21 protein-coding genes are annotated in these 21,605 nt (G+C 44.3%); 10 read left to right on the top strand and 11 right to left on the bottom strand.

Translation table 11 applies throughout. The features are described 5' to 3' along the window. Positions 1-13: 13 nt before the first annotated feature. Complete coding sequence (gene rplM, locus SIO70_RS05670) at positions 14-457, bottom strand: 50S ribosomal protein L13 (RefSeq protein ID WP_083723340.1); 444 nt, start codon at positions 455-457, stop codon at positions 14-16. A 301-nt stretch (positions 458-758) separates the two neighbouring features. Beyond that, positions 759-1,448, bottom strand: coding sequence for a zinc metallopeptidase (locus SIO70_RS05665; RefSeq protein ID WP_320579990.1), 690 nt, complete (start codon positions 1,446-1,448; stop codon positions 759-761). 563 nt (positions 1,449-2,011) lie between these two features. Here SIO70_RS05665 and radA point away from each other — a divergent pair. The 5 genes from radA (at position 2,012) to SIO70_RS05640 (ending at position 7,442) form a co-directional block, all read left to right on the top strand. Further along, positions 2,012-3,379 (top strand): DNA repair protein RadA, encoded by a 1,368-nt coding sequence (radA, locus tag SIO70_RS05660; protein ID WP_083723342.1) that lies wholly within the window; start codon positions 2,012-2,014, stop codon positions 3,377-3,379. Between the two features lie 6 nt (positions 3,380-3,385). Then, positions 3,386-4,066, top strand: coding sequence for a ComF family protein (locus SIO70_RS05655; RefSeq protein ID WP_320579989.1), 681 nt, complete (start codon positions 3,386-3,388; stop codon positions 4,064-4,066). A gap of 48 nt (positions 4,067-4,114) precedes the next feature. Beyond that, on the top strand, positions 4,115-4,642 hold the full coding sequence (locus tag SIO70_RS05650; protein ID WP_320579988.1) for a glutathione peroxidase: 528 nt from the start codon (positions 4,115-4,117) through the stop codon (positions 4,640-4,642). Positions 4,643-4,719: 77 nt separating this feature from the next. Beyond that, a complete protein-coding gene (locus SIO70_RS05645; protein ID WP_320579987.1) occupies positions 4,720-5,859 on the top strand; it encodes a hypothetical protein in 1,140 nt (379 codons plus the stop codon). A 143-nt stretch (positions 5,860-6,002) separates the two neighbouring features. Next, complete coding sequence (locus SIO70_RS05640) at positions 6,003-7,442, top strand: regulatory iron-sulfur-containing complex subunit RicT (RefSeq protein WP_320579986.1); 1,440 nt, start codon at positions 6,003-6,005, stop codon at positions 7,440-7,442. Between the two features lie 183 nt (positions 7,443-7,625). Here SIO70_RS05640 and SIO70_RS05635 read toward each other — a convergent pair whose 3' ends face one another. Together SIO70_RS05635 and SIO70_RS05630 are read right to left on the bottom strand one after the other, a co-directional pair. Beyond that, positions 7,626-8,678: a nucleoid-associated protein gene (locus SIO70_RS05635; RefSeq protein ID WP_320579985.1), complete on the bottom strand. Its 1,053-nt coding sequence runs from the start codon at positions 8,676-8,678 to the stop codon at positions 7,626-7,628. Positions 8,679-8,753: 75 nt separating this feature from the next. Beyond that, positions 8,754-8,918, bottom strand: a complete 165-nt coding sequence (locus SIO70_RS05630) for a hypothetical protein (RefSeq protein WP_320579984.1) — start codon at positions 8,916-8,918, stop codon at positions 8,754-8,756. A 197-nt stretch (positions 8,919-9,115) separates the two neighbouring features. On the opposite strand from SIO70_RS05630, the gene SIO70_RS05625 reads away from it, so the two are divergent. Continuing rightward, positions 9,116-9,994 carry an SMP-30/gluconolactonase/LRE family protein gene (locus tag SIO70_RS05625; protein WP_320579983.1) on the top strand — a complete coding sequence of 293 codons (879 nt, stop codon included), beginning with the start codon at positions 9,116-9,118 and terminating at the stop codon, positions 9,992-9,994. Positions 9,995-10,052: 58 nt separating this feature from the next. Here the strand turns inward: SIO70_RS05625 and fabG are convergent, their stop codons facing one another. From fabG to lptB, 3 genes are read right to left on the bottom strand one after another with little or no spacing between them, the layout of a single operon-like run. Continuing rightward, positions 10,053-10,802 carry a 3-oxoacyl-[acyl-carrier-protein] reductase gene (fabG, locus tag SIO70_RS05620; protein WP_083723348.1) on the bottom strand — a complete coding sequence of 250 codons (750 nt, stop codon included), beginning with the start codon at positions 10,800-10,802 and terminating at the stop codon, positions 10,053-10,055. 28 nt (positions 10,803-10,830) lie between these two features. Then, on the bottom strand, positions 10,831-12,363 hold the full coding sequence (locus SIO70_RS05615; RefSeq protein ID WP_320579982.1) for a GH3 auxin-responsive promoter family protein: 1,533 nt from the start codon (positions 12,361-12,363) through the stop codon (positions 10,831-10,833). Positions 12,364-12,393: 30 nt separating this feature from the next. Further along, positions 12,394-13,158 (bottom strand): LPS export ABC transporter ATP-binding protein, encoded by a 765-nt coding sequence (gene lptB, locus SIO70_RS05610; protein WP_320579981.1) that lies wholly within the window; start codon positions 13,156-13,158, stop codon positions 12,394-12,396. Positions 13,159-13,347: 189 nt separating this feature from the next. Here lptB and metF point away from each other — a divergent pair, with 189 nt between their 5' ends. Further along, a complete protein-coding gene (gene metF, locus SIO70_RS05605; protein WP_320579980.1) occupies positions 13,348-14,301 on the top strand; it encodes a methylenetetrahydrofolate reductase [NAD(P)H] in 954 nt (317 codons plus the stop codon). Between the two features lie 253 nt (positions 14,302-14,554). On the opposite strand, the gene SIO70_RS05600 is transcribed toward metF, so the two are convergent. The 4 genes from SIO70_RS05600 to SIO70_RS05585 form a co-directional block, all read right to left on the bottom strand. Then, positions 14,555-15,181 carry a porin family protein gene (locus tag SIO70_RS05600; protein ID WP_320579979.1) on the bottom strand — a complete coding sequence of 209 codons (627 nt, stop codon included), beginning with the start codon at positions 15,179-15,181 and terminating at the stop codon, positions 14,555-14,557. A 196-nt stretch (positions 15,182-15,377) separates the two neighbouring features. Then, positions 15,378-15,986: a porin family protein gene (locus SIO70_RS05595; protein ID WP_320579978.1), complete on the bottom strand. Its 609-nt coding sequence runs from the start codon at positions 15,984-15,986 to the stop codon at positions 15,378-15,380. A gap of 117 nt (positions 15,987-16,103) precedes the next feature. After that, positions 16,104-16,796, bottom strand: coding sequence for a porin family protein (locus tag SIO70_RS05590; RefSeq protein ID WP_320579977.1), 693 nt, complete (start codon positions 16,794-16,796; stop codon positions 16,104-16,106). A 246-nt stretch (positions 16,797-17,042) separates the two neighbouring features. Next, the gene (locus SIO70_RS05585) at positions 17,043-18,452 is read right to left on the bottom strand and encodes a redoxin domain-containing protein (RefSeq protein WP_320579976.1); all 1,410 of its coding nucleotides are present in this window, start codon (positions 18,450-18,452) and stop codon (positions 17,043-17,045) included. Between the two features lie 101 nt (positions 18,453-18,553). Here SIO70_RS05585 and rlmD point away from each other — a divergent pair, with 101 nt between their 5' ends. Genes rlmD through SIO70_RS05570 form a run of 3 tightly spaced genes read left to right on the top strand, consistent with a single transcriptional unit; the run spans position 18,554 to position 21,593 of the window. After that, positions 18,554-19,960 (top strand): 23S rRNA (uracil(1939)-C(5))-methyltransferase RlmD, encoded by a 1,407-nt coding sequence (gene rlmD, locus SIO70_RS05580; RefSeq protein WP_320579975.1) that lies wholly within the window; start codon positions 18,554-18,556, stop codon positions 19,958-19,960. Between the two features lie 24 nt (positions 19,961-19,984). Beyond that, entirely contained in the window at positions 19,985-20,803 is an 819-nt protein-coding gene (locus SIO70_RS05575) for a rhomboid family intramembrane serine protease (RefSeq protein ID WP_083725175.1), read from the top strand. Between the two features lie 37 nt (positions 20,804-20,840). Further along, positions 20,841-21,593, top strand: a complete 753-nt coding sequence (locus SIO70_RS05570) for a rhomboid family intramembrane serine protease (protein WP_320579974.1) — start codon at positions 20,841-20,843, stop codon at positions 21,591-21,593. Positions 21,594-21,605 lie beyond the last annotated feature (12 nt).

Raw genomic sequence — 21,605 nt, 5'->3', positions numbered from 1 at the left:
TATCAGAGAAAAATTAGAAAGTTAAGGATTTAGGTTTCTGCGCAGCATGTGGATGCTCAGCGCCGGCATATACAAACAGTTTTTTGTACATAGCACGACCCAGACGATTCTTAGGAAGCATGCCCTTAACAGCTCTTTCGATCACTACTTCTGGACGACGACGAATCAGTTCCTTAGCAGTCTCTGATTTCTGACCACCTGGATAACCTGAATAAGTCAGATATTCCTTGTCATTCCATTTATTACCAGTCAACTGGATCTTTTCTGCATTGATGATGATTACGAAATCTCCACAATCAGTGTGAGGAGTATAGTAAGGCTTGTTCTTACCTCTTAAAATGGACGCAATCTTCGCGCTCATCCTACCCAGTGTCAGGTTGGTAGCGTCTACAATATGCCAGTCACGCACTACGGTTGCGTCGTTGGCAGATTTAGTCTTGAAGCTTAAAGTATTCATTATAGTAAATAAAATTTACGCTTGAAATATGATCCCACACAAATTGGGAACGCAAAGTTAAATCACAGACTTTGAATAACCATACTTTTCGAGACATTTTTTACGAGCACCTTCAGAAGTCATTGATTTTCAATAAAAATTTTGACTTATAATTATTAACATAGCAAGTGGAATAATTCCATGAGCCGTTTTTATATTGTTTTTCAACCCAAAACATATAGGCTATAAACTATATAAACAGAAAGGCCGGAAGCAGTCTCTTACTTCCGGCCCCTGATAATTATGACAAAGTGTTTGTTTATTAATCCCTGTCCCTTGCGCCCAGGAATAAAAAGATATATTGTACCAGCATCACTACCGAAGCTACCGCCGACACTACATAGGTCATAGCCGCCCACCAGAGGGCATCCTTTGCCTTGTAATGCTCTTGCGGCCTCATCACATTAGTATTGTCCAGCCAGATCAAAGCCCTCCGCGAAGCATCAAACTCGACCGGCAGCGTCACCAACGAAAACAAAGTGGTCAGTGCAAATAATATTATGCCTATCAGCAACGGCGCAGACGTCCAGTAAAGGGTAATAACCCCAATCATCAGCACAAACTGTAACCACTGAGAGCTAAACTGTACCATAGGTACCAACCTGGACCGCAAACCAAGCCAGGCATAAGCATCTTTGTGCTGGATCGCATGCCCGCACTCATGCGCAGCCACCGCCGCGGCCGCTACGTTCGCCCCGGAATATACCTCCGGACTTAAATTCACTGTTTTGTTGGTGGGGTCGTAATGGTCAGTCAGAAACCCATCCACAGATATCACCTGCACATCATATATTCCATTCTCATTCAACATCTTCTGTGCTATCTGCTTCCCTGTTAGCCCGGATGAGGTAGGTATTCCGCTATATTGCCTGAATTTCCCCTGTAACCGGTAACTCACCAGCATGCTGATCCCAACAAAAATCAGCGATACTATCAACATTCCAGGTGTCATAAATAGAACAATTATTTACTTTCTAAGATCAAATTCCCCTCCAAAACAACCCTTTTTAAAGGATTTATGATTTCCTTAAGAAACTACCCGACAAACTCCTCCCCGACCTGACAACCATAAATTTAACACTGTCATTATGTCCTGAATCGTAATTTTTAAGTCATAAATTCGGACTATATGACATATGAGAATAACCCTCTTATGACACGTTTTTCATATATATTTTTGGGCGTTATCAATCCTATTTATCAACCTTTTACGCCCGTTCAATGAAAGTATAATTAAATACCTGGAAGCCCTGAAATAGGCTATGGGAGCCGTTCTGTCACATTACAAAAACTACTCAAAAGTTATTCACATCGATTAAATAAACTTTTTTATTCTGAAGCCATTTAGTAATTTAGACCTGAATTTAATGGGTTAGTAAGTAGAAAGAGTCAGCAGAATCTTCTGTTGGCTCTTTTCTTTTTGAGCCATTTTTTTCTCACCCCAATTTTTCCCTTTTTTAACTTTTTTATCGATAGCACTGCTCATTTTTTTAGTGCTTTTATCACCTTTGCTACATGAAAATAAAATCAGCATTCTTCTGTCAGAATTGTGGATATGAATCAGCTAAGTGGACAGGTAAATGTCCTTCCTGTAATCAATGGAATACATTTGTCGAAGAAAAAATTCAGAAAGATGTTCCGCTACGTAATCAAAGCTGGCAAACAGAAAAAGAGAATGGCCGTAACAACATTGTGAACCTCAGCGAAGTAAGCGCAGTTGAAGAAGAAAGACTACTCACTCCTGATGTAGAACTGAACCGTGTACTCGGTGGCGGTATTGTTCCCGGATCACTCGTTCTCGTAGGTGGTGAACCAGGAATCGGTAAGAGCACACTCTTCCTGCAAAATGCATTGCAACTCAAAAATATTACTACATTATACGTAAGCGGTGAAGAAAGTGCCTCGCAGATAAAGATGCGCGCAGACCGCCTGCAGGCCACCAACGATCAGTTCTACCTGCTCACGGAAACCAATACCCAGACTATCTTTCAGGAAATAAAAAAACTCCGCCCACAACTGGTGGTCATCGATTCTATACAAACGTTGCAATCTCCTTTTATCGAATCTGCTCCCGGCAGCGTATCCCAGATCAGAGAAACCGCCGCCGAAATGCAACGCTTCGCCAAAGAAAGTCATGTGCCCGTATTTCTGATCGGTCATATCACCAAAGATGGCGCTATCGCAGGTCCAAAAATTCTGGAACATATGGTGGATACCGTATTACAATTTGAAGGCGATCAACACTATGCTTACCGCATATTGCGTACCATCAAAAATCGTTTTGGTTCCACCGCAGAACTGGGCATTTACGAAATGACCGGCACCGGATTACGACAAGTTACCAACCCTTCAGAAATTCTCATCTCTCAGCGCGAAGATCTGTTGAGTGGCGTAGCCATCGCTTCTACCATGGAAGGTATGCGCCCTATGCTCATCGAAGTACAGGCACTCGTTACTCAATCAGTATATGGTACCCCACAACGTACTGTGACCGGCTTCGATCTGCGTCGCCTGCAATTACTTCTCGCCGTACTGGAAAAAAGAGGCGGCTTCCACTTCGGTGTCAAAGATGTGTTCCTCAATATCGCCGGTGGTATCCGTGCAGAAGATCCTGCCATCGATCTGGCAGTGCTATGTGCACTGCTTTCTTCTTACGAAGACATTGCCATCGCCGGCAAGATCTGCTTTGCAGGTGAAGTAGGCCTGAGTGGTGAAATCCGCGCAGTGAACCGTATCGAACAGCGAATAGCAGAAGCAGAAAAACTGGGTTTCGAAAAGATCTTCGTCAGCAGGTATAATAAAAAAGGATCCGACTTCAGTAAATTCAATATTGAAGTAATTCCCGTAGGCCGCGTCGATGAAGTATACAGCAGATTATTCTGATCATATATGTTTACAGCATTACTCCATCTTTGTTTTCCCCATGTATGCGAGAGTTGTGGCAACACACTCACACATACTGAAGCATTCCTGTGTCATCAATGTACAGTACAGTTACCACGAACCGGCTTTCAGCACTTTACAGAGACCCCTGTAGAAAAATTATTCTATGGCCGATTGCAGGTACAGCACGCACTGGCTGCTTACTATTTTTCACAGGCATCCATGTTGCGTAAGCTGGTGCATAAAATAAAGTACCGGCACAAAAAGAAACTAACCTTCTACATGGGAAAGCAGATGGGAAAGATACTCGCACAGACCAACTGGATCAACCAGATTACCTGTATTGTGCCAGTACCTATCACTAAAAAGAGGGAGAAATTTCGAGGCTATAATCAGTCTGCTTTATTATCTGCGGGTATTGCAGCAGTGATCAACAAACCCGTATTATCACATGCACTGAAAAGAGTAGTATTTACCGCTTCGCAAACGAGGAAAAGCAGGATCCTCCGGTGGCAAAATGTACAACACGCTTTTCAACTGGAAAATCCTGAATTATTGAAAGATGAACATGTATTATTAATCGATGATGTGATCACCACAGGCGCTACCACTGAAGCTTGTGGAAAGCTCTTTCAACAGGCAAATATTCCGTTCAGCATTTGTTCCCTGGCATATGCACGTCATTAACTTTTTATGTGTGAGTTATTCATTAATTTCATTTCAAACTTTGTAGGTATGTTAAAAACATTGCTCATCTCGTTGTTGATATTTATGAAAAGCAGCGCCATTTATGATTTTAAAGTGGATGCTGTAGATGGTGGTAAAATCAATTTTGCCGATTACAAAGGCAAGAAGATCCTGATCGTGAATACTGCTTCTCTTTGCGGAAACACTCCACAATATGCAGAACTGGAAAAACTGTATGAGAAGTACAAAAAGAACCTGGTGATCATTGGTTTCCCTGCTAACAATTTCGGTTCTCAGGAACCAGGCAGCAACCAGCAGATCCAGGAATTCTGTACTAAAAAATATGCAGTAACATTCCCGATGGCTGCCAAGATTTCTGTGAAAGGTGCGGACATACATCCCATCTATAAATGGCTGTTAGACCAAAGCAAGGAAAAACATTTTGAACCTGCTGAAGTACAATGGAATTTCCAGAAGTACCTGCTTGATGAAAAAGGAAATCTGGTAGCTGTGTTTTCACCAAAAACACAACCTAATGCTGCAGAAGTGATAGCTGCAATAGAGAAAAAATACTAATCGGCCGCAAGCCACTCTCCCCATGAAAAAATCGCTTATGCCAAAGGTGTAAGCGATTTTTCTTTTACTTTGCACCCATGCTTTTCTCAAATATCATAGGTCAGGACGACATCAGGCAACAACTGCTCAATGCTGTCACTCAACAACGCATCAGCCATGCTATGATCCTCCTGGCCCCGGAAGGGGCCGGTGGTCTGCCCCTTGGCCTTGCCTTCGCCCAGCACCTTGTTTGCGAAGACAAACAGCCTGAAGGCCCCTGCGGTAAATGTTCTGCCTGTATCAAAGCACAAAAGTACATCCACCCCGACATTCACTTCTCATACCCTGTCATCCCTAAAAAAACAGGCGATAAACCAGTGAGTGCCGACTACGCCAGCGAATGGCGGGAATTCATTACCGAACATCCATACGGTAATGCATACGACTGGCTGCAATTCATAGGAGCTGAAAACAAACAGGGTAACATCACCGCTACCGAATGTCAGGACATCATCCGCAAACTGAGCCTGAAAAGCTTCGAGAGTAAATACAAGATCCTACTCATGTGGATGCCCGAATACCTGGGTAACGAAGGGAACCGCCTGCTCAAACTGATCGAAGAGCCACCAGATGATACCATCTTCATCCTGATCGCCGAAAACCAGGAGCAAATACTGGCGACCATCCTTTCGCGGACTCACCTCATCAAGGTAAACCCTCTCCCCAAAGACGTTCTGGTCAATGCACTCGTAACCAGGGCCAATGCTCCTGCTGCAAGAGCCCGTCAGGTGGCAACAATTGCTTCCGGCAACTACCGGGAAGCCCTTGCCCTGCTGCAAAATTCAGAAGATGATTACCATGAGCTACTACGTAACTGGCTCAATTATATCTTTACCAACAACCGCCTGGCCCTCCAGGAATGGATAGAAAATGTATCCAACGCCAAGATGGGTCGCGAAAACCAAAAACAGTTCCTCCGCTACTTCATCAACCTGCTGGAACATACCCTCAGACTGAAATACATAGACAAAAGCCAGCTGGCATTCTCCGAAGAAGAAACCGATTTTGCCTTTAAATTGCAAAAACTGGCCAATCTCCAGCAAATGGAGCTGATCACACAGGAACTGGACAACGCCAGCTACTACATTGAACGAAATGCCAACGCTAAACTGCTGTTTCACGCCCTCAGTATCAAATTGCAGTACATTTTTAAACATAAGCCCATCCCGACCTGTTAAACCTATATTGACAGGACGGGGCATTACTTTTTCCGTTACCTTTGTTACTTCCGCCCTTTTGTATATATAAAGGGAAATATGTATTTTAAAGCGTTCGGGACAATACCGGATGCATATCAATTAACTCTTTTAAATATATAAATATGGCTTGTGCCGGATGTGGTACAGGTGCAGAGGGAAAGCCGTCAGGATGCAAAAGTAATGGAGGTTGTAGTAGTGGTGGATGTAACCGACTAAATGTTTTTGACTGGCTGGCCAATATTCCCTTAAGTGATAGCTTAGCACCATTTGATATTATAGAGGTAAGTTTCAACAACGGAAGCAGGAAAGATTTCTTCCGAAACGTTACCAAACAATTCCTGGATAAGGGAGAAATGGTAACCGTAGAAGGAGTGAGTGGTTTTGATGTAGGCCAGGTAAGCCTCACCGGCGAACTGGTAAAGCTCCAGATGAAGAAAAGAAGGATAGAAGATACCCCTGAAGTAAAAAAAGTATTGCGTCGCGCCAGCAATGAAGATCTGCACAGAATGGGTGAAAACAAAACCCGCGAAAAAGAGGCCCTCATCAAAGCAAGAGCAATAGCCCGCAGTATAGGCCTCGAAATGAAACTCGCCGAGGTAGAAATTCAGGCCGATGGACGTAAAGCAACCTTCTTCTACACTGCCGATGACCGTGTTGACTTCCGTGAATTAATTAAGCTCTACGCCGGAGAATTCCGTGTCAAGGTGGAAATGCGCCAGATCGGCGCTCGCCAGGAAGCCGGTAAAGTAGGCGGTATTGGTAGCTGCGGCCGCGAATTGTGCTGCTCTACCTGGCTCTCTGACTTTAAGAGTGTGAATACCACTGCTGCCCGCTACCAGAACCTTTCCATCAATCAGGCAAAACTGTCCGGCCAGTGCGGACGTTTGAAATGCTGCCTGAACTACGAGCTCGATACTTACCTCGATGCACTTAAAGATTTCCCTGAAGATGCAGATAGCATTGAAACCATCAATGGCGTTGCAACCCTGCAGAAGAGGGATATTTTCAAAAACCTGATGTGGTATGCTTATGGCGACAGCAACAAGCAATACCCGCTTACCATCAGCCGCGTAAAAGAAATACGTCAGCTAAACAAGCAAAACATCAGACCTGATGACCTGAAACCAGTAGAAGTGGTAGCAGGTAAACCTAAAGAAACTGACCTCGGATTTGCAGACGTGGTAGGCCAGATCAGCCTCCGCTCACTGGAAAAAACAGCCCAGAAACGCAAACACAAGGACAAGGAAAAACAAAAACACAAACAACAGCAACAAGGGGCTAAACCGGCTGAACAACCTGCTCAACAGCAAAAGCCTAAACAACAGGCACAGCCACAGCAGCAACAGCAGCCAAAACCTAAACAGCCGCAACAACAAGGACCAGGTAAGCCACAAGGCCCTAAACCACAGCAGCAGCAGCCGAAACAACAGCAACAACAGCAGCAGCAAGGTAAACCACAGGGACCTAAACCACAGCCAAAGCCTCAACAACAAGGCGGCGGAGGTGGCCAGCAGCAGCCTCAAAACAGGCCGCCGAAACCTAAGCAAAAACAACAGAAATAATAAGAAACGCTTCTGCTCAAAACAGAAGCGTTTTTTTATTTAAACAATATGCTGTTTTACCCGTTAATAATAAAAGGCCGCCCAAAAGAGCAGCCTTTATTAATAATTGGTTTTTGCTTATGAAAAATTTATAACCGATCGGTTTAATCTTAGACGACTGATGCCGCAGTTTGTTACGGCATTTTAACTTTCATTCTCAAACGAAAGTTTATAGTAATACATATTCGTAGATTCATCAAAGCCCCGTTCAATCAATTCCCTGTTACCGTGTATGTATATATGAAAGTTTTTATCCAGTTTCAGAATACTCTTAAATACTTTTTGCTGCTTCTTGAATGCTGGTGCTGATATATCAAATTCATCAGGTATCTCCTGTTTGTAATCCTGCTGATATTGCTCCCGGTATTCTCTGAATGATTCGATGGCGTCCTGATGCCCTAGCACCTCCTGGGCGAAATCATCCATCTGGAACTGCTCTTTTTCCTTAAAATAAGCTGCTGATTTGTTGAGCAGATCTACCTGATCTATCCTGCTCATTTCATACTCACTGGGTAGTTTTTCACTGATGAATTGCTTACACATATTCACTGCCAACTCTGTCTGATGATAATTGTCTTCCCTCCTTTGTACCTGCAGGAAAGAGTCTTTCCAGTATACAGCTTCATTCTGCTTGCTGATACTATCTATTATGCTGACTTTATATCCCTCTTCTTCTTCTGTATTGAATACAAGGCATCCTTTATCGAGCTTGTTGATATTTATACCATCGTCGTAATTTACCTGGTAGCTTTCGTTGGACAAGTATACTTTCAAATAGGTATCTCTGGTCTCAGATTTGAAAATACCAATGGCTTCCACATCCTCACCATCCACCTGACACTTGCTAAAATAAGCGATATACAACTCTCCACCCTTGATTTTAGGATGCGTGGAATGCTTATATAGATGCTTGGCTATATTTACAGATTGCTCATGAAAATTGTCCCGATTCTCAAATATACGACGGCAATATTGAAAAATCTCATTTAATTGAAGGTCAGCCTCGTGGTAAAAGCGGAAGTATTCTGCCGCATTCGTAAATGGCTGGATAAAGTAACTCAACAATAGCTGACTGATGGTCTCATCCTGTAATTGCAAAGGCTCCTGGGAGCAGATCAGGGACTCTTCCTGAGAGGCGTTGCCCACCTTGTGGATCGATAGCAGCTCCAGGTCTTTAAATTCAGAAACATGTATCATGCCGGCGAAAATAGTGAAAATTAACCCATTGACGGTTGAGGGTAATCCCCTATTTCACAAACCTGCCATCCGCATCTATATGCAGATCCTTTGTGTAATGCCCCCTTTCTCTCTCACGCATCCATTATCAGTATCCTGGTCCTTAATGGCGGCTTCCCGGTAACTCACATTCTTCAACGTATTATACAAAGGGTACCTGTACAGCACCAGCCCATCCGCTTTGCTGGTAAACAGTTCCATCAGGCACTCATTTTCCTTCTGGAAAAAATGCATACCACTTTTAAAGGTACAATACTGCCGGAAGCCTGAATGGCATACTGCATATTCACATTCTCTGTAAACGCTGCACCATCATCCAGGAATAAGAAATGCGGGATCAGTCTTGCCCACCGGTACAAATTTCACTATCTTAATCTCTCAACGTCAATCTTTCTATCATGAAACAACTTATCTGTCTATTACTCGGTCTCTCCGCCACGGCACAGCTAAAAAGCCAGGATTTATACCAAACCAAAGATCTCACCAAAGAACAAATGTTCTCTGTAAACATCGAAGGCCCTCATTACGATAAATCTGGCTATCTCTATGTAGTCAACTTTCAGAAAGATGGAACCATTGGAAGGATCAATACCAAAGATGGTAGCGGCGAAGTCTTCGTCAACCTGCCAGATAGCAGTGTAGGCAATAGCATTCATTACAACAGCAAGGGACTGATGTTCCTGCCTGACTTCATTAATCACAACGTACTCCAGGTAGATCCCAAAACAAGGAAAGTCAGCGTATACGTGCACAATGACAAGTTCAATCAGCCCAATGATCTCTGCATAAACAAGAAAGATCAGATCTATGCTTCTGACCCGAACTGGAAACAATCCACCGGTCAGATCTGGCGCATCGACAAAGGCGGCAAAGCTGTACTGCTGGATGCAAACATGGGCACCACCAATGGTATAGAACTCAGCCCCGATGAAAAGACACTCTATGTCAACGAAAGCGTTCAACGCAAGATCTGGAAATTCGATGTAGACAAAGCCGGCAATATCAGTAACAAACAACTCTTTGCTGAAGTACCCGACTTTGGGTTTGACGGTATGAAATGCGACAAAGCTGGTAACCTGTACGTAGCCCGCTGGGGTAAAGGAGTGATCTGGGTATTATCTCCTGCCGGCAAAACCATCAGGGAAATCCCCCTGAAAGGCAAGCAATGCAGCAACCTCACCTTCGGTGGTCCGGATGGTAAAACAGTCTTCGTAACACTGCAGGATCGCAAGTGTGTAGAGACTTTCCGCGTAGCCACTCCCGGTAAAAAATACTAAAAACAAAAAGCGGTTGTGCCCAAAGACACAACCGCTTTTTTAATTATATAGATCCGGATTAGATATTCAAACCACCACAGGTGCTGATTGTCTGACCTGTTACATAAGCACTCAGGTTAGAAGCCAGGAACAGCGTCACGTTTGCAATATCCTCAGGACTACCAAAGCGACCTAACGGAATCTTCTCAATATAAGCCTGCGCACCGGTACCTTCTTTCAGGTAGTGCGTCATATCAGTTTCTACGAAACCTGGCGCCACCGCATTCACACGAATATTACGGCTACCCAGCTCCTGTGCTATAGACTTGGTAAAACCAATTATACCAGCCTTGGAAGCAGCATAGCTACTCTGACCAGCATTACCCTTGATACCGATAATAGAACTCATGTTAATAATGGAACCTGACTTAGCCTTCATCATCGGGCGGATCACATGTTTAGTCATGTTATACACGCTCTTCAGGTTGATGTCCATTACATCATCCCACTGATCAGGACTCATACGCAGCAGCAGATTATCTTTAGAAATACCTGCATTGTTCACACAAATATCGATAGCGCCGAACTCTTTCAGTACATCGGCAATTAACGTTTCGCATTCCTCGTAAACACCGGCATTGGACTTATAGGCTTTCGCCTTTACACCCATACCTTGCAGCTTCTGTTCAAGCGCTTTGGCTTTTTCATCAGAACTCAGGTAAGTGAAAGCTACATTTGCACCCTCTTCTGCAAATTTGATTGCAATAGCTTCTCCAATACCACGGCTGGCCCCGGTAACGATAGCTACTTTGTTCTCCAGTAATTTCATATAGACGTATTAGTTAATGGTTACCCAATTATATCACACCAGTGATACCAGTGAATTTTAAAATTTCTTCGACATGCTGCCGGTCGTTATTCAACCGGGGCACTTTGTGCTGACCACCCAGTTTGCCTTTGCTCTTCAGCCATTCGGTGAAAGTGCCTTTTGGCAATACATGCAGCACTGGTCTGCGCAGCGCCATATCTTTGTGACGCTTGGCTTCGTAGTCAGAATTGATAGATTTCAGTGTCTGATCCAATACATCAATAAAGTGATCTACACTATCTGGAATCAATTCAAAATCAAGTAACCATTCATGGGCCCCCGCTTCTCCTTCGCTAAAATAAATAGGAGCCGCTGTGTAATCATTTACAATGGCGCCCGTTGCTTCACAAGCTTTGGCTATCGCCTTATCTGAATTCTCGACAATCAATTCTTCACCAAATGCATTGATAAATGATTTGGTACGACCACTCACCTTCACACGGAATGGAGACAGAGAGGTAAACTGCACGGTATCGCCCACCATATAGCGCCATAAGCCACCATTGGTACTAATCACCAGTGCATAGTTTTTCCCCATTTCCACTTCATTCAGTTGCAGTGTCTGTGGTTGATCTTTTCCTACTTCTTCCATCGGCATGAACTCATAGAAGATACCATGGTTCAGGAACAACAGCAACCCCTCCTGCCCGATCACATCCTGTGCGGCAAAGAAACCTTCAGATGCATTGTAGGTTTCCTGGTAGAACATATCCGGCTTGCGGATCAGCTTTTTGAACTGCTCACGATACGGTGTGAAACTCACCCCCCCGTGAACGTAAAGTTCCAGGTTAGGCCAAATGTCTGCCAGGTTATCCTTACCGGTGATTTCAAAGATCCTTTTTATCAATACCATGGTCCAGGTAGGTACCCCTGCTATAGAGGTGACATTCTCATGGATCACGGCATTGGCCATGCGCTCGATCTTCTCTTCCCATTCATCCATCAGGGCAATAGACAGATCCGGAGTACGGATCATATTGCCATAGAAGGGCATGTTCTGGAGCATCACGGCGCTCAGGTCACCAAAGTAAGAATCGCTCTCCTGATCCAGTTTATTCACCTGGTGACTACCACCGATTACCAGTGACTTGCCGGTTAGTAACCTGGACTCAGGATAATTATTATAATAAAGGGATAATACATCTCTCCCTGCACGATAGTGACATTCATCCAGGCTTTCTACAGAAATAGGAATGAACTTGCTCTTATCGGCAGTTGTACCGCTGGATTTGGCAAACCATTTTATAGGGGTATTCCACAAAATGTTTTGCTGGCCTTCCATGGAACGCTGAATATATGGCTTCAGGGTATCGTAGTTATGGATAGGTACCCTTTGCTTAAACTCTTCAATCTTATAGATCTGCGAGAATCCATATTGCTTACCAAACTCAGTATACTGAGCGGCACTGAGTAGGTTTTGAAATACCTGCTGCTGCACCTGCAGGGGATACTGCATAAAATACTCTATGCGCCCCATGCGCAAACGCGCCAGTTGTGATATTGCAGGACTTAATATTCTCATAATAGGATGGTAGGAACGGAGTAGTTGTAGTTATTTTTGCTTAGCTGCTTCGTCCAGGTAATTTTTACGACGTAAAATAAAATTCTGTCCAAGATACACTTTCCTTACCTGTTCATCTGCAGCTAATTCTTCGGCTGATCCGGCTTTTAATATTTTACCCTCAAATAGCAGATAGGCACGGTCAGTGATGGACAGTGTCTCCTGTACATTGTGGTCGGTGATCAGAATGCCGATATTTTTATATTTAAGGCGGGCTACGATAGATTGAATATCTTCTACTGCAATTGGGTCAATACCTGCAAAAGGCTCATCCAGCAGGATAAACTTAGGGTCCACCGCCAGTGCGCGTGCAATTTCTGTACGCCTGCGCTCACCACCGCTCAATACGTCGCCGGGGCTTTTACGCACGTGTGTGAGACGAAACTCTTCCAGCAGACTCTCGAGTTTTTCCTTCTGTTCTGCCTTCTTGAGGTTAGTCATTTCCAATACCGCAGAGATATTGTCTTCCACACTCAATTTACGGAATACAGATGCCTCCTGGGGAAGATAACCTATCCCCATCTTGGCCCTTTTGTACATGGGCAGCTTGGTGATGTTGACTTCGTCCAGGAATACCTGGCCCTCGTCCGGCTTGATCAGGCCCACGACCATATAAAACGTAGTTGTCTTACCGGCACCATTCGGGCCCAGCAATCCAACGATCTCTCCCTGAGTAACCTCAACAGATACGTTGTTGACCACAGTTCTCTGACCGTAGCGCTTTACCAACTGATCTGTATGTATTTTTAATGCCATATGTTGAAACTTAGCAAAAATAAGCATTTACTTCTGCTTTCCATGCCGGGCATTTATTGCCTGTGCTTTTATCTACGAATCAAGCACAAAGGTTCATAAATATTCGGACTATTCGAGAATTATTAGATGATAATTCTAAGAGATGCATTATTTTTGTCCGGCTATACATTTTTAATAAGCCCACTTGCTATGAAAGTAACTGAACATATTGCACAGGCAAAGGATACATTGATCTCTTTCGAGATCCTTCCCCCACTCAAAGGGAAGAGCATAGAGTCTATTTACGATCATCTGGACCCCCTGATGGCATTCAAACCTGCATTTATCAATGTTACCTATCATAGAAGTGAGCACATGTTCAAAAAGCGGTCGGATGGTTCCTTTGAAAAAGTAGAAATCCGCAAAAGACCCGGCACAGTAGCTATTTGTGCTGCCGTGATGAACCATTATAATGTAGATGCCGTTCCTCACCTGATCTGTGGTGGCTTTAGCCGTGAAGAAACAGAAAATGCCCTGATTGACCTCAATTTCCTCGGTGTAGACAATGTGCTCGTACTCCGTGGTGATGCCCCAAAAAACGAGCCGGCCTTCGAACCAGAACCGCATGGACACCGCTATGCAGAAGAACTACTGCACCAGGTAGTGAACATGAACAATGGTATGTACCTGGAAGAAGACCTGCAGGGTGGGGTGAAAACTAAATTCTGTATCGGCGTAGCCGGCTATCCGGAAAAACACTTCGAAGCACCCAACCTGGCTACAGATATGAACTACCTGAAGCGGAAAGTAGAAAATGGTGCCGATTATATCATTACCCAGATGTTTTTTGACAACCAGAAATATTTCGACTTTGTCAAAAAATGCAGAGAAATGGGCATCACTGTTCCCATTATTCCAGGATTGAAACCAATGACCACTCGCAAACAGTTAACAGTACTGCCAAGGGCGTTCCATGTAGATATCCCGAATGATCTGGCCAACGAAATCCTGAAATGTAAGACTGACAAGGATGTAGAACTGGTTGGTACCGAGTGGCTGATCCAGCAGTCTAAAGAACTGAAAGAATTTGGTGCACCGGTGTTACACTATTACACCCTGGGTAAACCAGAAGTGATCAGAAAAGTAGTAGATGCCGTAGTATAACCCGGCTTTCGCTTATACCATCAATCCGCTTTTGCCTGAGGTAAAAGCGGGTTTTTATTTTAAAATAAAAATGCCATTACGTGGAAACGTACTGGCATGTCCGAATAACTGTCACACTTTTTGTTTTATCCTATGTCAAAATAGTTTACAAGTAAGACGCGGGTCACTGCCCATACCCCTACTTCCCATAAAAAAAAGGTGCACCCTGTCCGGATACACCTTTTGCATTTATTCGCATGTATAATTATGGCCGTTAATAATCTTCTCTGCTCAACAAAATTCCAAGGCTCACCCCTACACTATTATTGCGGATCGTACTGTTGCCGGACAGGTCCAGGTTACGGATTCCCCTACTATAGTGCACCCCAACTATCAGCAGGTTATTAAACTCAACACCTGCCGAGACCTGCGCCCCCACATCCCAGCGATTCAGCCGCGTGCCGGGATAAATACCTTTATTCCCGCTGCCGCTGAAGGCAACACTATAATCGGTGGTGCTTACTACATTTCCTGCATTATATACCTGGATCCGGTTATTCCCATTTAAACCATAAGCAGTGTATGGCCCTGCCCCAATCGTAAGCCGGCCAAATGATGCAGGTATTTTATATGTAAAATTGACGGGTATTTCCAGGTAATGCACTTCCAGCCTGCGGGTGTATTCTCCATCTCCACCGGCAGTCAGGTTGGCGCCTTTTGTAATATACCGGATAGCTGGCTCTACATACAACCCGTTTATCAGCGGTACTGTTACCAACAGATCAGCATTAAATCTTGTGAGCGGTTTATTCTCTTCGGCAGAATGACCGGCGGGATCCCTGAACTGCATCCAGGATTGATTGACACCCACATTCAGACCAAAACTAACCTGTGCCTTCAATTGGAAAGGTGATAAAAAAATGCACAATAGAAGTAATATAAAAGTACGCGTAATGGATTGCTCAAACATATAGGGGTTTATGATAAAACTAAGGTAGGAAATAAGTGGGAATTTAGGGTATTAATAGCTCGTTAACAAAGGAACAGGGCTGATCCCCTGAAAAGGAGATCAGCCCTGCATATAATATTGCTTGCCATTAAAATTTATACCCTACTGAAACACCGAAGGAGGTATTATGCCAGCTTCGGCCATTGTCTGTATTGTCATATGTATTTATGAGACCTAAGTCTGCATTCAGACCCAGGTACAAGCCTACTGGCAGTTCATAACCTGCTACGATACCCAGACCTGCATCAAACCTTTTCAACCTGGTTACTCCTGCTTCATCATCAAATGCTTTTACAGATATATCTGCATTACCAACCGTAGTTTTATGGTTGCCTGCTACTCCGTATGCAAGGTAAGGGCCTACACCTAGGTTCAGCTTTCCTGTACCTACTTCAGGTTTAAAGAGGAAATTTACCGGCACTTGTAAATAAGATAAGTTGGTTTTAACACCGTCATCCTTTCCACCCTTGCCGGAGTAAAGCAGACCGGTTCCGATATAAAATTCCTCTGCCAGTGGTATGTCTACAGTAATACCAGCCCTGACATTTGTAAACAGGTCACTGGTTTTTTTGCTATCATTATCAGCCTTGGTCGTATAACTGGAGAACTGAGGTCCTGCAACGATCCCCCATTTTGTCTGCCCAAAAGATACACATGCAATCAGAAGCCCGGCGGCCGCTAAAAGTACTTTTTTCATATAGGTAAATTTATCAGTATAGCATCCTACAGGCGTGGTCGGATGCTATACATGTTCATAGCTGTTGTTTTAATTACAGACGTTGCCTGTTTACGCCCCTTTGTTCAAGATTGTTGATTAGAACAAGTAACCCACACTAAGGCTAAACACACGGTTTTTGTTCTTGTCGTTGTTACTGTCATTTCCACCGGAATTGATCTTGGCGAAACCTACTCCGTACTGTGCTGAAATCAGGAAATTGCTGATCTCTGCACCTACCTGTACGTTACCACCCCAGTCAAAGCGTTTCAACTTATTATAACCCTGGTTTGGATCATCATTGTTGAATGGGGTATCATCATCCCACTTGATATTGGATTCAGTAGTCGTTGTTGTACCTCCTACAGTTGTGTAAGTTTTGTTCTTACCAGCTACGCCAAATGCAAAGTATGGACCTACCCCCGCAAAGAGACTTGCGCTCGGACCTACTGGTAATTTACCAATGAAGTTCAGCGGAACTTCGATGTAGGATGGATTGGTTGTAAACTTGTAATGCACGGCATCATTTTCATCTCCGGATTTCAGTTTAGAACCCTTGGTAGTGTAGAACACACCCGGCTGGAAGGATAAGATTCTTGGTACTAATGGCATATCTGCAATTACACCGATATTAAAGCCAGACAGTGATTTGTCTTTATCTACACTACCACTGTTGTCAACTGTAATGGTTGAAAGGTTCCAGCCACCTTTTACACCCACACGTACCTGCGCCATCGCGCTCATTGAAAAAATTGCAAGGGCTGCAAACGAAAGGATCATCTTCTTTGTCATAACCTAGAAAGTTTTATTACGACTATGAATTGCCAAAGACTATGCCAAATCATAATACAGCAAACGCATGCAACTGATAATAAAAGGATTACAACATTAATTATATAGTCATTTAATATTTACTCACATTTTTGTGTACTCAAAAAAAATCCCGTGTATCTGTGATACACGGGATGAATTATCTATAATTACTACACATGTGATTGATGTGTGTACAACCTGTACGCTCCATTACACAGTCGTGGATTATTTCTTCGCTGTTTTGCCTTTATTATCTGATCGCTCGATAAATTCATTCAACTGCTCCACACCCAGTCTCTTCGCTACAATCTTCTTCTTCTCATCCAGTAGATATACTACCGGTGTACTATATACGTCGTATAGGCGTCTATAGTTAGACTGTGCATCAGGATCCCATGCATGGATCCATCCTTTCAGATGATTGTCATGAATGAATTGTTCCCACTGCTCTTTGGTACCTTCTGTCTTGAATCCAATCATGGTTACACCTTTATTTTTCCAGCTCGCGTTATAGGCAGAATCCAGCCTGGGTACTTCTATCTTACAGTGTCCACAGGTAGGATCCCAGAATACAAGCACTGTAAATTTACCTTTGGTGGTATACAGCGAAATAGGTTTCATGGCACTATCCTTTACTTCCAGTGGCGGTGCCTGTTGACCAATCAGATTAGGTGCTATGGAGTATGCACGGGAAATGATCTTATTCAGTTGTTCATCATTCAGCCAGTAAGCATCACCTGCTACATAATACTTTTCTACCAGGTGCACGAATACGGCATCCATTCCCATGTAAGGAGATGACTCGTAAGTAGATGTCAGCCACCACACTACAAACTTGAAGTTCTCTTTATCCTTACGTGTCTTTTCAATAAGTTCATCTGCCGCAACATTGATAGAATCAGGATCCATTGGAACCAATTGGGTAAAATACCTGTTCAGTTTATCTTCCAGTACAGGTGTACGGGCCAGACGCCCGTCACTGAGGTTGGTATTGTCCCAGTAGTGGCTTCTATAGTAGCGGTAGCCAAAGGTAGAATCGGCATCCGCTGGCTTTGGTGGCACTTCCGGATCTTTCATCATTTTGAAAATGCTGGTCAACAGGCTTTGGGGATGATTGGTCATCACATTGTTCCTGTAGGCCTGCAGCTTTTTGCCCAACTCTGTCTGTAACTGTCTGGCACTGGCAGTGTCTGCTGCTGTATGTTTTGCCAGCAGGGTCTGTGCTTCCTTGTTCAGGGATGCCACATCTTTGGACAGGAATTTATTGTAATCCACGAAAAGTTCATTCTCCGGTGAGTTCTTATAAATTGTCTTATTGATCAGGTCTGAAGTATCTGCTGAAACGGAGAAGTTTTCCTGTTTGCTGTCCAGCAACATTTCAAAATACCGTGTTTTACCGGGGAACACTACAAGATAAATACCACCGGGTAAGGCCTCTTTTCCCTGTAGCACTGCTACACCCTGGTCATTCAGCATGGCGGAATCTGCCATATATGTCTTTTTACCCATATACTGGGCCAGGTACATCATACCTCCTTTGTACTGTTTCAGCTGTACTGTGATCTTGTAGCCATTCTGGGCCTGTAGCTGAATTGCAGAGCATACAAACACCAGTATTATCATAAGTTTATGCATAGGACATCGGTTGATGTAAATGTAACCAAGAATTAGGAATTTGAAAAATACGACTCCCCTGCACGCCTACATTACTCTTTGAAAATCCTACCTTTGCACCCGTGAGGAAAAAAAACGTAATTCTGGAAAAAGTTCCCGTGACCGCATATGCAGCAGAAGGGAAAGCACTGGCCCGCATTGACGGCAAAGTGATCTTCATTGAAGGTGGCGTAGTCCCTGGCGATGTTGTAGACGTTCGCCTGGGCAAAAGCAAGAAAGACTGGGCCGAAGGCCGCGCCATCCGCTTTCATAGCTACGCAGCTGACCGCGTAACTCCTTTTTGTGAGCACTTCGGCACCTGTGGCGGCTGTAAGTGGCAAATGCTCCCGTATGATAAGCAGCTCTCCTACAAGCAACAACAGGTAACCGACAACCTGACCCGCATCGGAAAACTGGAACTTCCTGAAATGCAGCCCATCCTTGGCTCCAAACACGTTACACATTACCGCAACAAACTGGAATTCACATTCAGCAACAAAGCCTGGATGCCATCCGAAGCAATTTCCGAAGACGGTACCATTCCCCGGATGAATGCCCTCGGATTCCACGTACCCAAGCTCTTCGACAAGGTGCTTGACATCAATACCTGCTACCTCGAAGCAGAACCTGTCAACGCAATCCGCAATACCGTCAGGGCTTATGCACTCGAACACGATCTGTCTTTCTACGATATCCGCGCCCAGGTAGGCTGGCTGCGCAACCTGGTGGTGCGCATCTTAACCACAGGCGAAGTCATGGTCAACCTTGTTATCCAACACGAAAACAAGAAAGACCGCGAAGCCCTGCTGGACCATCTGCTGGCGACCGTACCCGGTATTACCACCCTGCTGTATACGATCAACCCCAAGTTGAACGACAGCATCTTTGACCTGGAGCCTAAAGTGTACTTCGGAAAAGGATATGCAGAAGAAAAACTGGAAGACTTTACGTTCAAAATTGGCCCTAAGTCCTTTTTCCAGACGAATACTTACCAGGGAGAAGTCCTTTACCAGGTAACAAGAGAATTTGCCGGATTAACAGGAACAGAAATTGTTTATGACTTATATTGTGGAACAGGCAGTATTGGTATTTTTGTATCCAGACAGGCAGGAAAAGTAGTGGGGATTGAACTGATTAAAGAAGCGATAGACGATGCAAAAGAAAATGCAGCCCGCAATGGCGTAAACAATGCAACATTCTTCGCTGGCGACGTAGTAGACATTTGTAACGATGCATTCTTTGCCCAACATGGGCAACCAGATGTGATCATCACCGACCCTCCTCGGGCTGGTATGCACGAAAAACTAGTGAACAAACTACTCGAAATTGCAGCACCCCGTATCGTGTATGTAAGCTGTAACCCGGCTACCCAGGCCAGAGACCTGGCGCTGCTGGATCAGTTATATGCTGTGAAGAAAATCCAGCCTGTAGACATGTTCCCACATACACACCATATTGAGAACGTGGTATTGTTAGAAAAAAGGTATTAGTAATAATCAGAATCGGAAATCATAATGAGTGAGTTCAGGCCCCGCAGTTTCGACATTTTACCGCTGGTGATTAAAAACCTATTGATCATCAATGGCTTGGTATTTCTTGGACAATATACAATGGGAGAGATTCAGAATCCATCATCGAATCATTTCCTGACGGACCTCTTTGCCCTCCACTATTGGGGCTCGCCCCTGTTCAAGCCGCACCAGGTACTGACTCACCTTTTTATGCATGGTTCTATCGAGCACCTGTTCTCCAATATGTTCACCCTGTGGATGTTTGGCGCTACACTCGAAAACCTCTGGGGGCCTAAGCGCTTCCTGATGTTCTATCTCATCTGTGGATTGGGTGCAGCCCTCTGCCATATGGGCGTGATCACTTACGAAAATATGCGGCTCACTCATGAGATCAATACTTACCTTGCTGATCCGAATTTTACGAACTTCCATAACCTTACCACACATTACGACCTGGTCAATTCCATTAATCAGGAATTAAGCTTCCCTGATACACCTGCCAAGGTAGAAATGTCTAAATTATTCCTGCGTGAATTCCAGATCGGCTACCGCGATGCAGCAACCCTGGGCGCTTCCGGCGCTGTGTTCGGATTGCTCTTCGCCTTCGGGTACCTGTTCCCCAACAGCCTGGTGTACCTCTACTTCCTGTTTCCGATCAAGGCAAAGTACATCGTTACCTTCATGATCCTGCTGGAACTCGTATCCGGTGTCCGGAACACCGCCGGAGATAATGTGGCGCATTTTGCCCACCTGGGTGGTGTACTGTTCAGCTACCTGCTGCTCCGAAACTGGAACAGGAAGAACCGGCGCCATTTTTACTAAATGGAATCGTACCTTTAGCCCCTAAAGTTTTAGGTCAATGGACGTAGCCGAAAAAGGAGAACCGATGCCAATCCTCTCCCTGGGAGAAGGAAAGAATATGGTCACCCAGTTATTACTGGTGAACCTGACAGTATTTATCCTGCTATTTTTTACACAAGTAGTTTATAATATTGAAGGCAATTCAACCATCCGGTTCAACCTGGATGTAATGAATAATGTGATATTGCCTGCCAGTTTCAGCAGACTGGCTCGTTTACCATGGACATTTATTACTTCCCTCTTTGTTAATGAGAGCGTTTGGCTGATATTTGGCAATATGGTATGGCTCTGGGCTTTTGGTTCTGTATTGCAGCGCAAAGCAGGGCCTGGTGTTATCCTTCCGTTATATCTTTTTGGCGGCATGGCGGGAAATCTCCTCTATATGCTGGGCATGCAGTTCATACCAGCCTGGCATCCTACACAATTCTTTGCCTCTTATTATGGCTCTTCAGCCTCCGTGATGTCTCTGGCAGTGGCAACACTTTTACTGGCGCCTGACGTTCGGTTCTTCCAAAAGTTGAACGGCGGCGGCGGTATCCCAATGTGGATAGTAACTGTATTGTACATCCTCATGGCAATATCAGAACACCTGTTTTCACATCATGACCTTACTACCCTGCCCACACTCATCGGCGGAGCAATCACAGGCTTCTTATTTATGAGTGCGTGGAAAAAAGGCAATGACTGGGGTGCCGGCTTTAATAAGCTGGTGTACAAAGCCACACACCTCTTCCATCCGAAAGAAAATTAATCAGGAAATAAA

The organism is Chitinophaga sancti, assembly GCF_034087045.1.
Lineage (GTDB): Bacteria > Bacteroidota > Bacteroidia > Chitinophagales > Chitinophagaceae > Chitinophaga > Chitinophaga sancti_B.
This window is presented reverse-complemented; position numbering and strand designations above follow the sequence as displayed.

Coding starts and splice junctions, on each gene's coding strand:
- rplM (WP_083723340.1), bottom strand. CDS start 457: ATGAATACTTTAAGCTTCAAGACTAAATCTGCCAACGACGCAACCGTA.
- SIO70_RS05665 (WP_320579990.1), bottom strand. CDS start 1,448: ATGACACCTGGAATGTTGATAGTATCGCTGATTTTTGTTGGGATCAGC.
- radA (WP_083723342.1), top strand. CDS start 2,012: ATGAAAATAAAATCAGCATTCTTCTGTCAGAATTGTGGATATGAATCA.
- SIO70_RS05655 (WP_320579989.1), top strand. CDS start 3,386: ATGTTTACAGCATTACTCCATCTTTGTTTTCCCCATGTATGCGAGAGT.
- SIO70_RS05650 (WP_320579988.1), top strand. CDS start 4,115: ATGTTAAAAACATTGCTCATCTCGTTGTTGATATTTATGAAAAGCAGC.
- SIO70_RS05645 (WP_320579987.1), top strand. CDS start 4,720: ATGCTTTTCTCAAATATCATAGGTCAGGACGACATCAGGCAACAACTG.
- SIO70_RS05640 (WP_320579986.1), top strand. CDS start 6,003: ATGGCTTGTGCCGGATGTGGTACAGGTGCAGAGGGAAAGCCGTCAGGA.
- SIO70_RS05635 (WP_320579985.1), bottom strand. CDS start 8,678: ATGATACATGTTTCTGAATTTAAAGACCTGGAGCTGCTATCGATCCAC.
- SIO70_RS05630 (WP_320579984.1), bottom strand. CDS start 8,918: ATGGAACTGTTTACCAGCAAAGCGGATGGGCTGGTGCTGTACAGGTAC.
- SIO70_RS05625 (WP_320579983.1), top strand. CDS start 9,116: ATGAAACAACTTATCTGTCTATTACTCGGTCTCTCCGCCACGGCACAG.
- fabG (WP_083723348.1), bottom strand. CDS start 10,802: ATGAAATTACTGGAGAACAAAGTAGCTATCGTTACCGGGGCCAGCCGT.
- SIO70_RS05615 (WP_320579982.1), bottom strand. CDS start 12,363: ATGAGAATATTAAGTCCTGCAATATCACAACTGGCGCGTTTGCGCATG.
- lptB (WP_320579981.1), bottom strand. CDS start 13,158: ATGGCATTAAAAATACATACAGATCAGTTGGTAAAGCGCTACGGTCAG.
- metF (WP_320579980.1), top strand. CDS start 13,348: ATGAAAGTAACTGAACATATTGCACAGGCAAAGGATACATTGATCTCT.
- SIO70_RS05595 (WP_320579978.1), bottom strand. CDS start 15,986: ATGAAAAAAGTACTTTTAGCGGCCGCCGGGCTTCTGATTGCATGTGTA.
- SIO70_RS05590 (WP_320579977.1), bottom strand. CDS start 16,796: ATGACAAAGAAGATGATCCTTTCGTTTGCAGCCCTTGCAATTTTTTCA.
- SIO70_RS05585 (WP_320579976.1), bottom strand. CDS start 18,452: ATGCATAAACTTATGATAATACTGGTGTTTGTATGCTCTGCAATTCAG.
- SIO70_RS05575 (WP_083725175.1), top strand. CDS start 19,985: ATGAGTGAGTTCAGGCCCCGCAGTTTCGACATTTTACCGCTGGTGATT.
- SIO70_RS05570 (WP_320579974.1), top strand. CDS start 20,841: ATGGACGTAGCCGAAAAAGGAGAACCGATGCCAATCCTCTCCCTGGGA.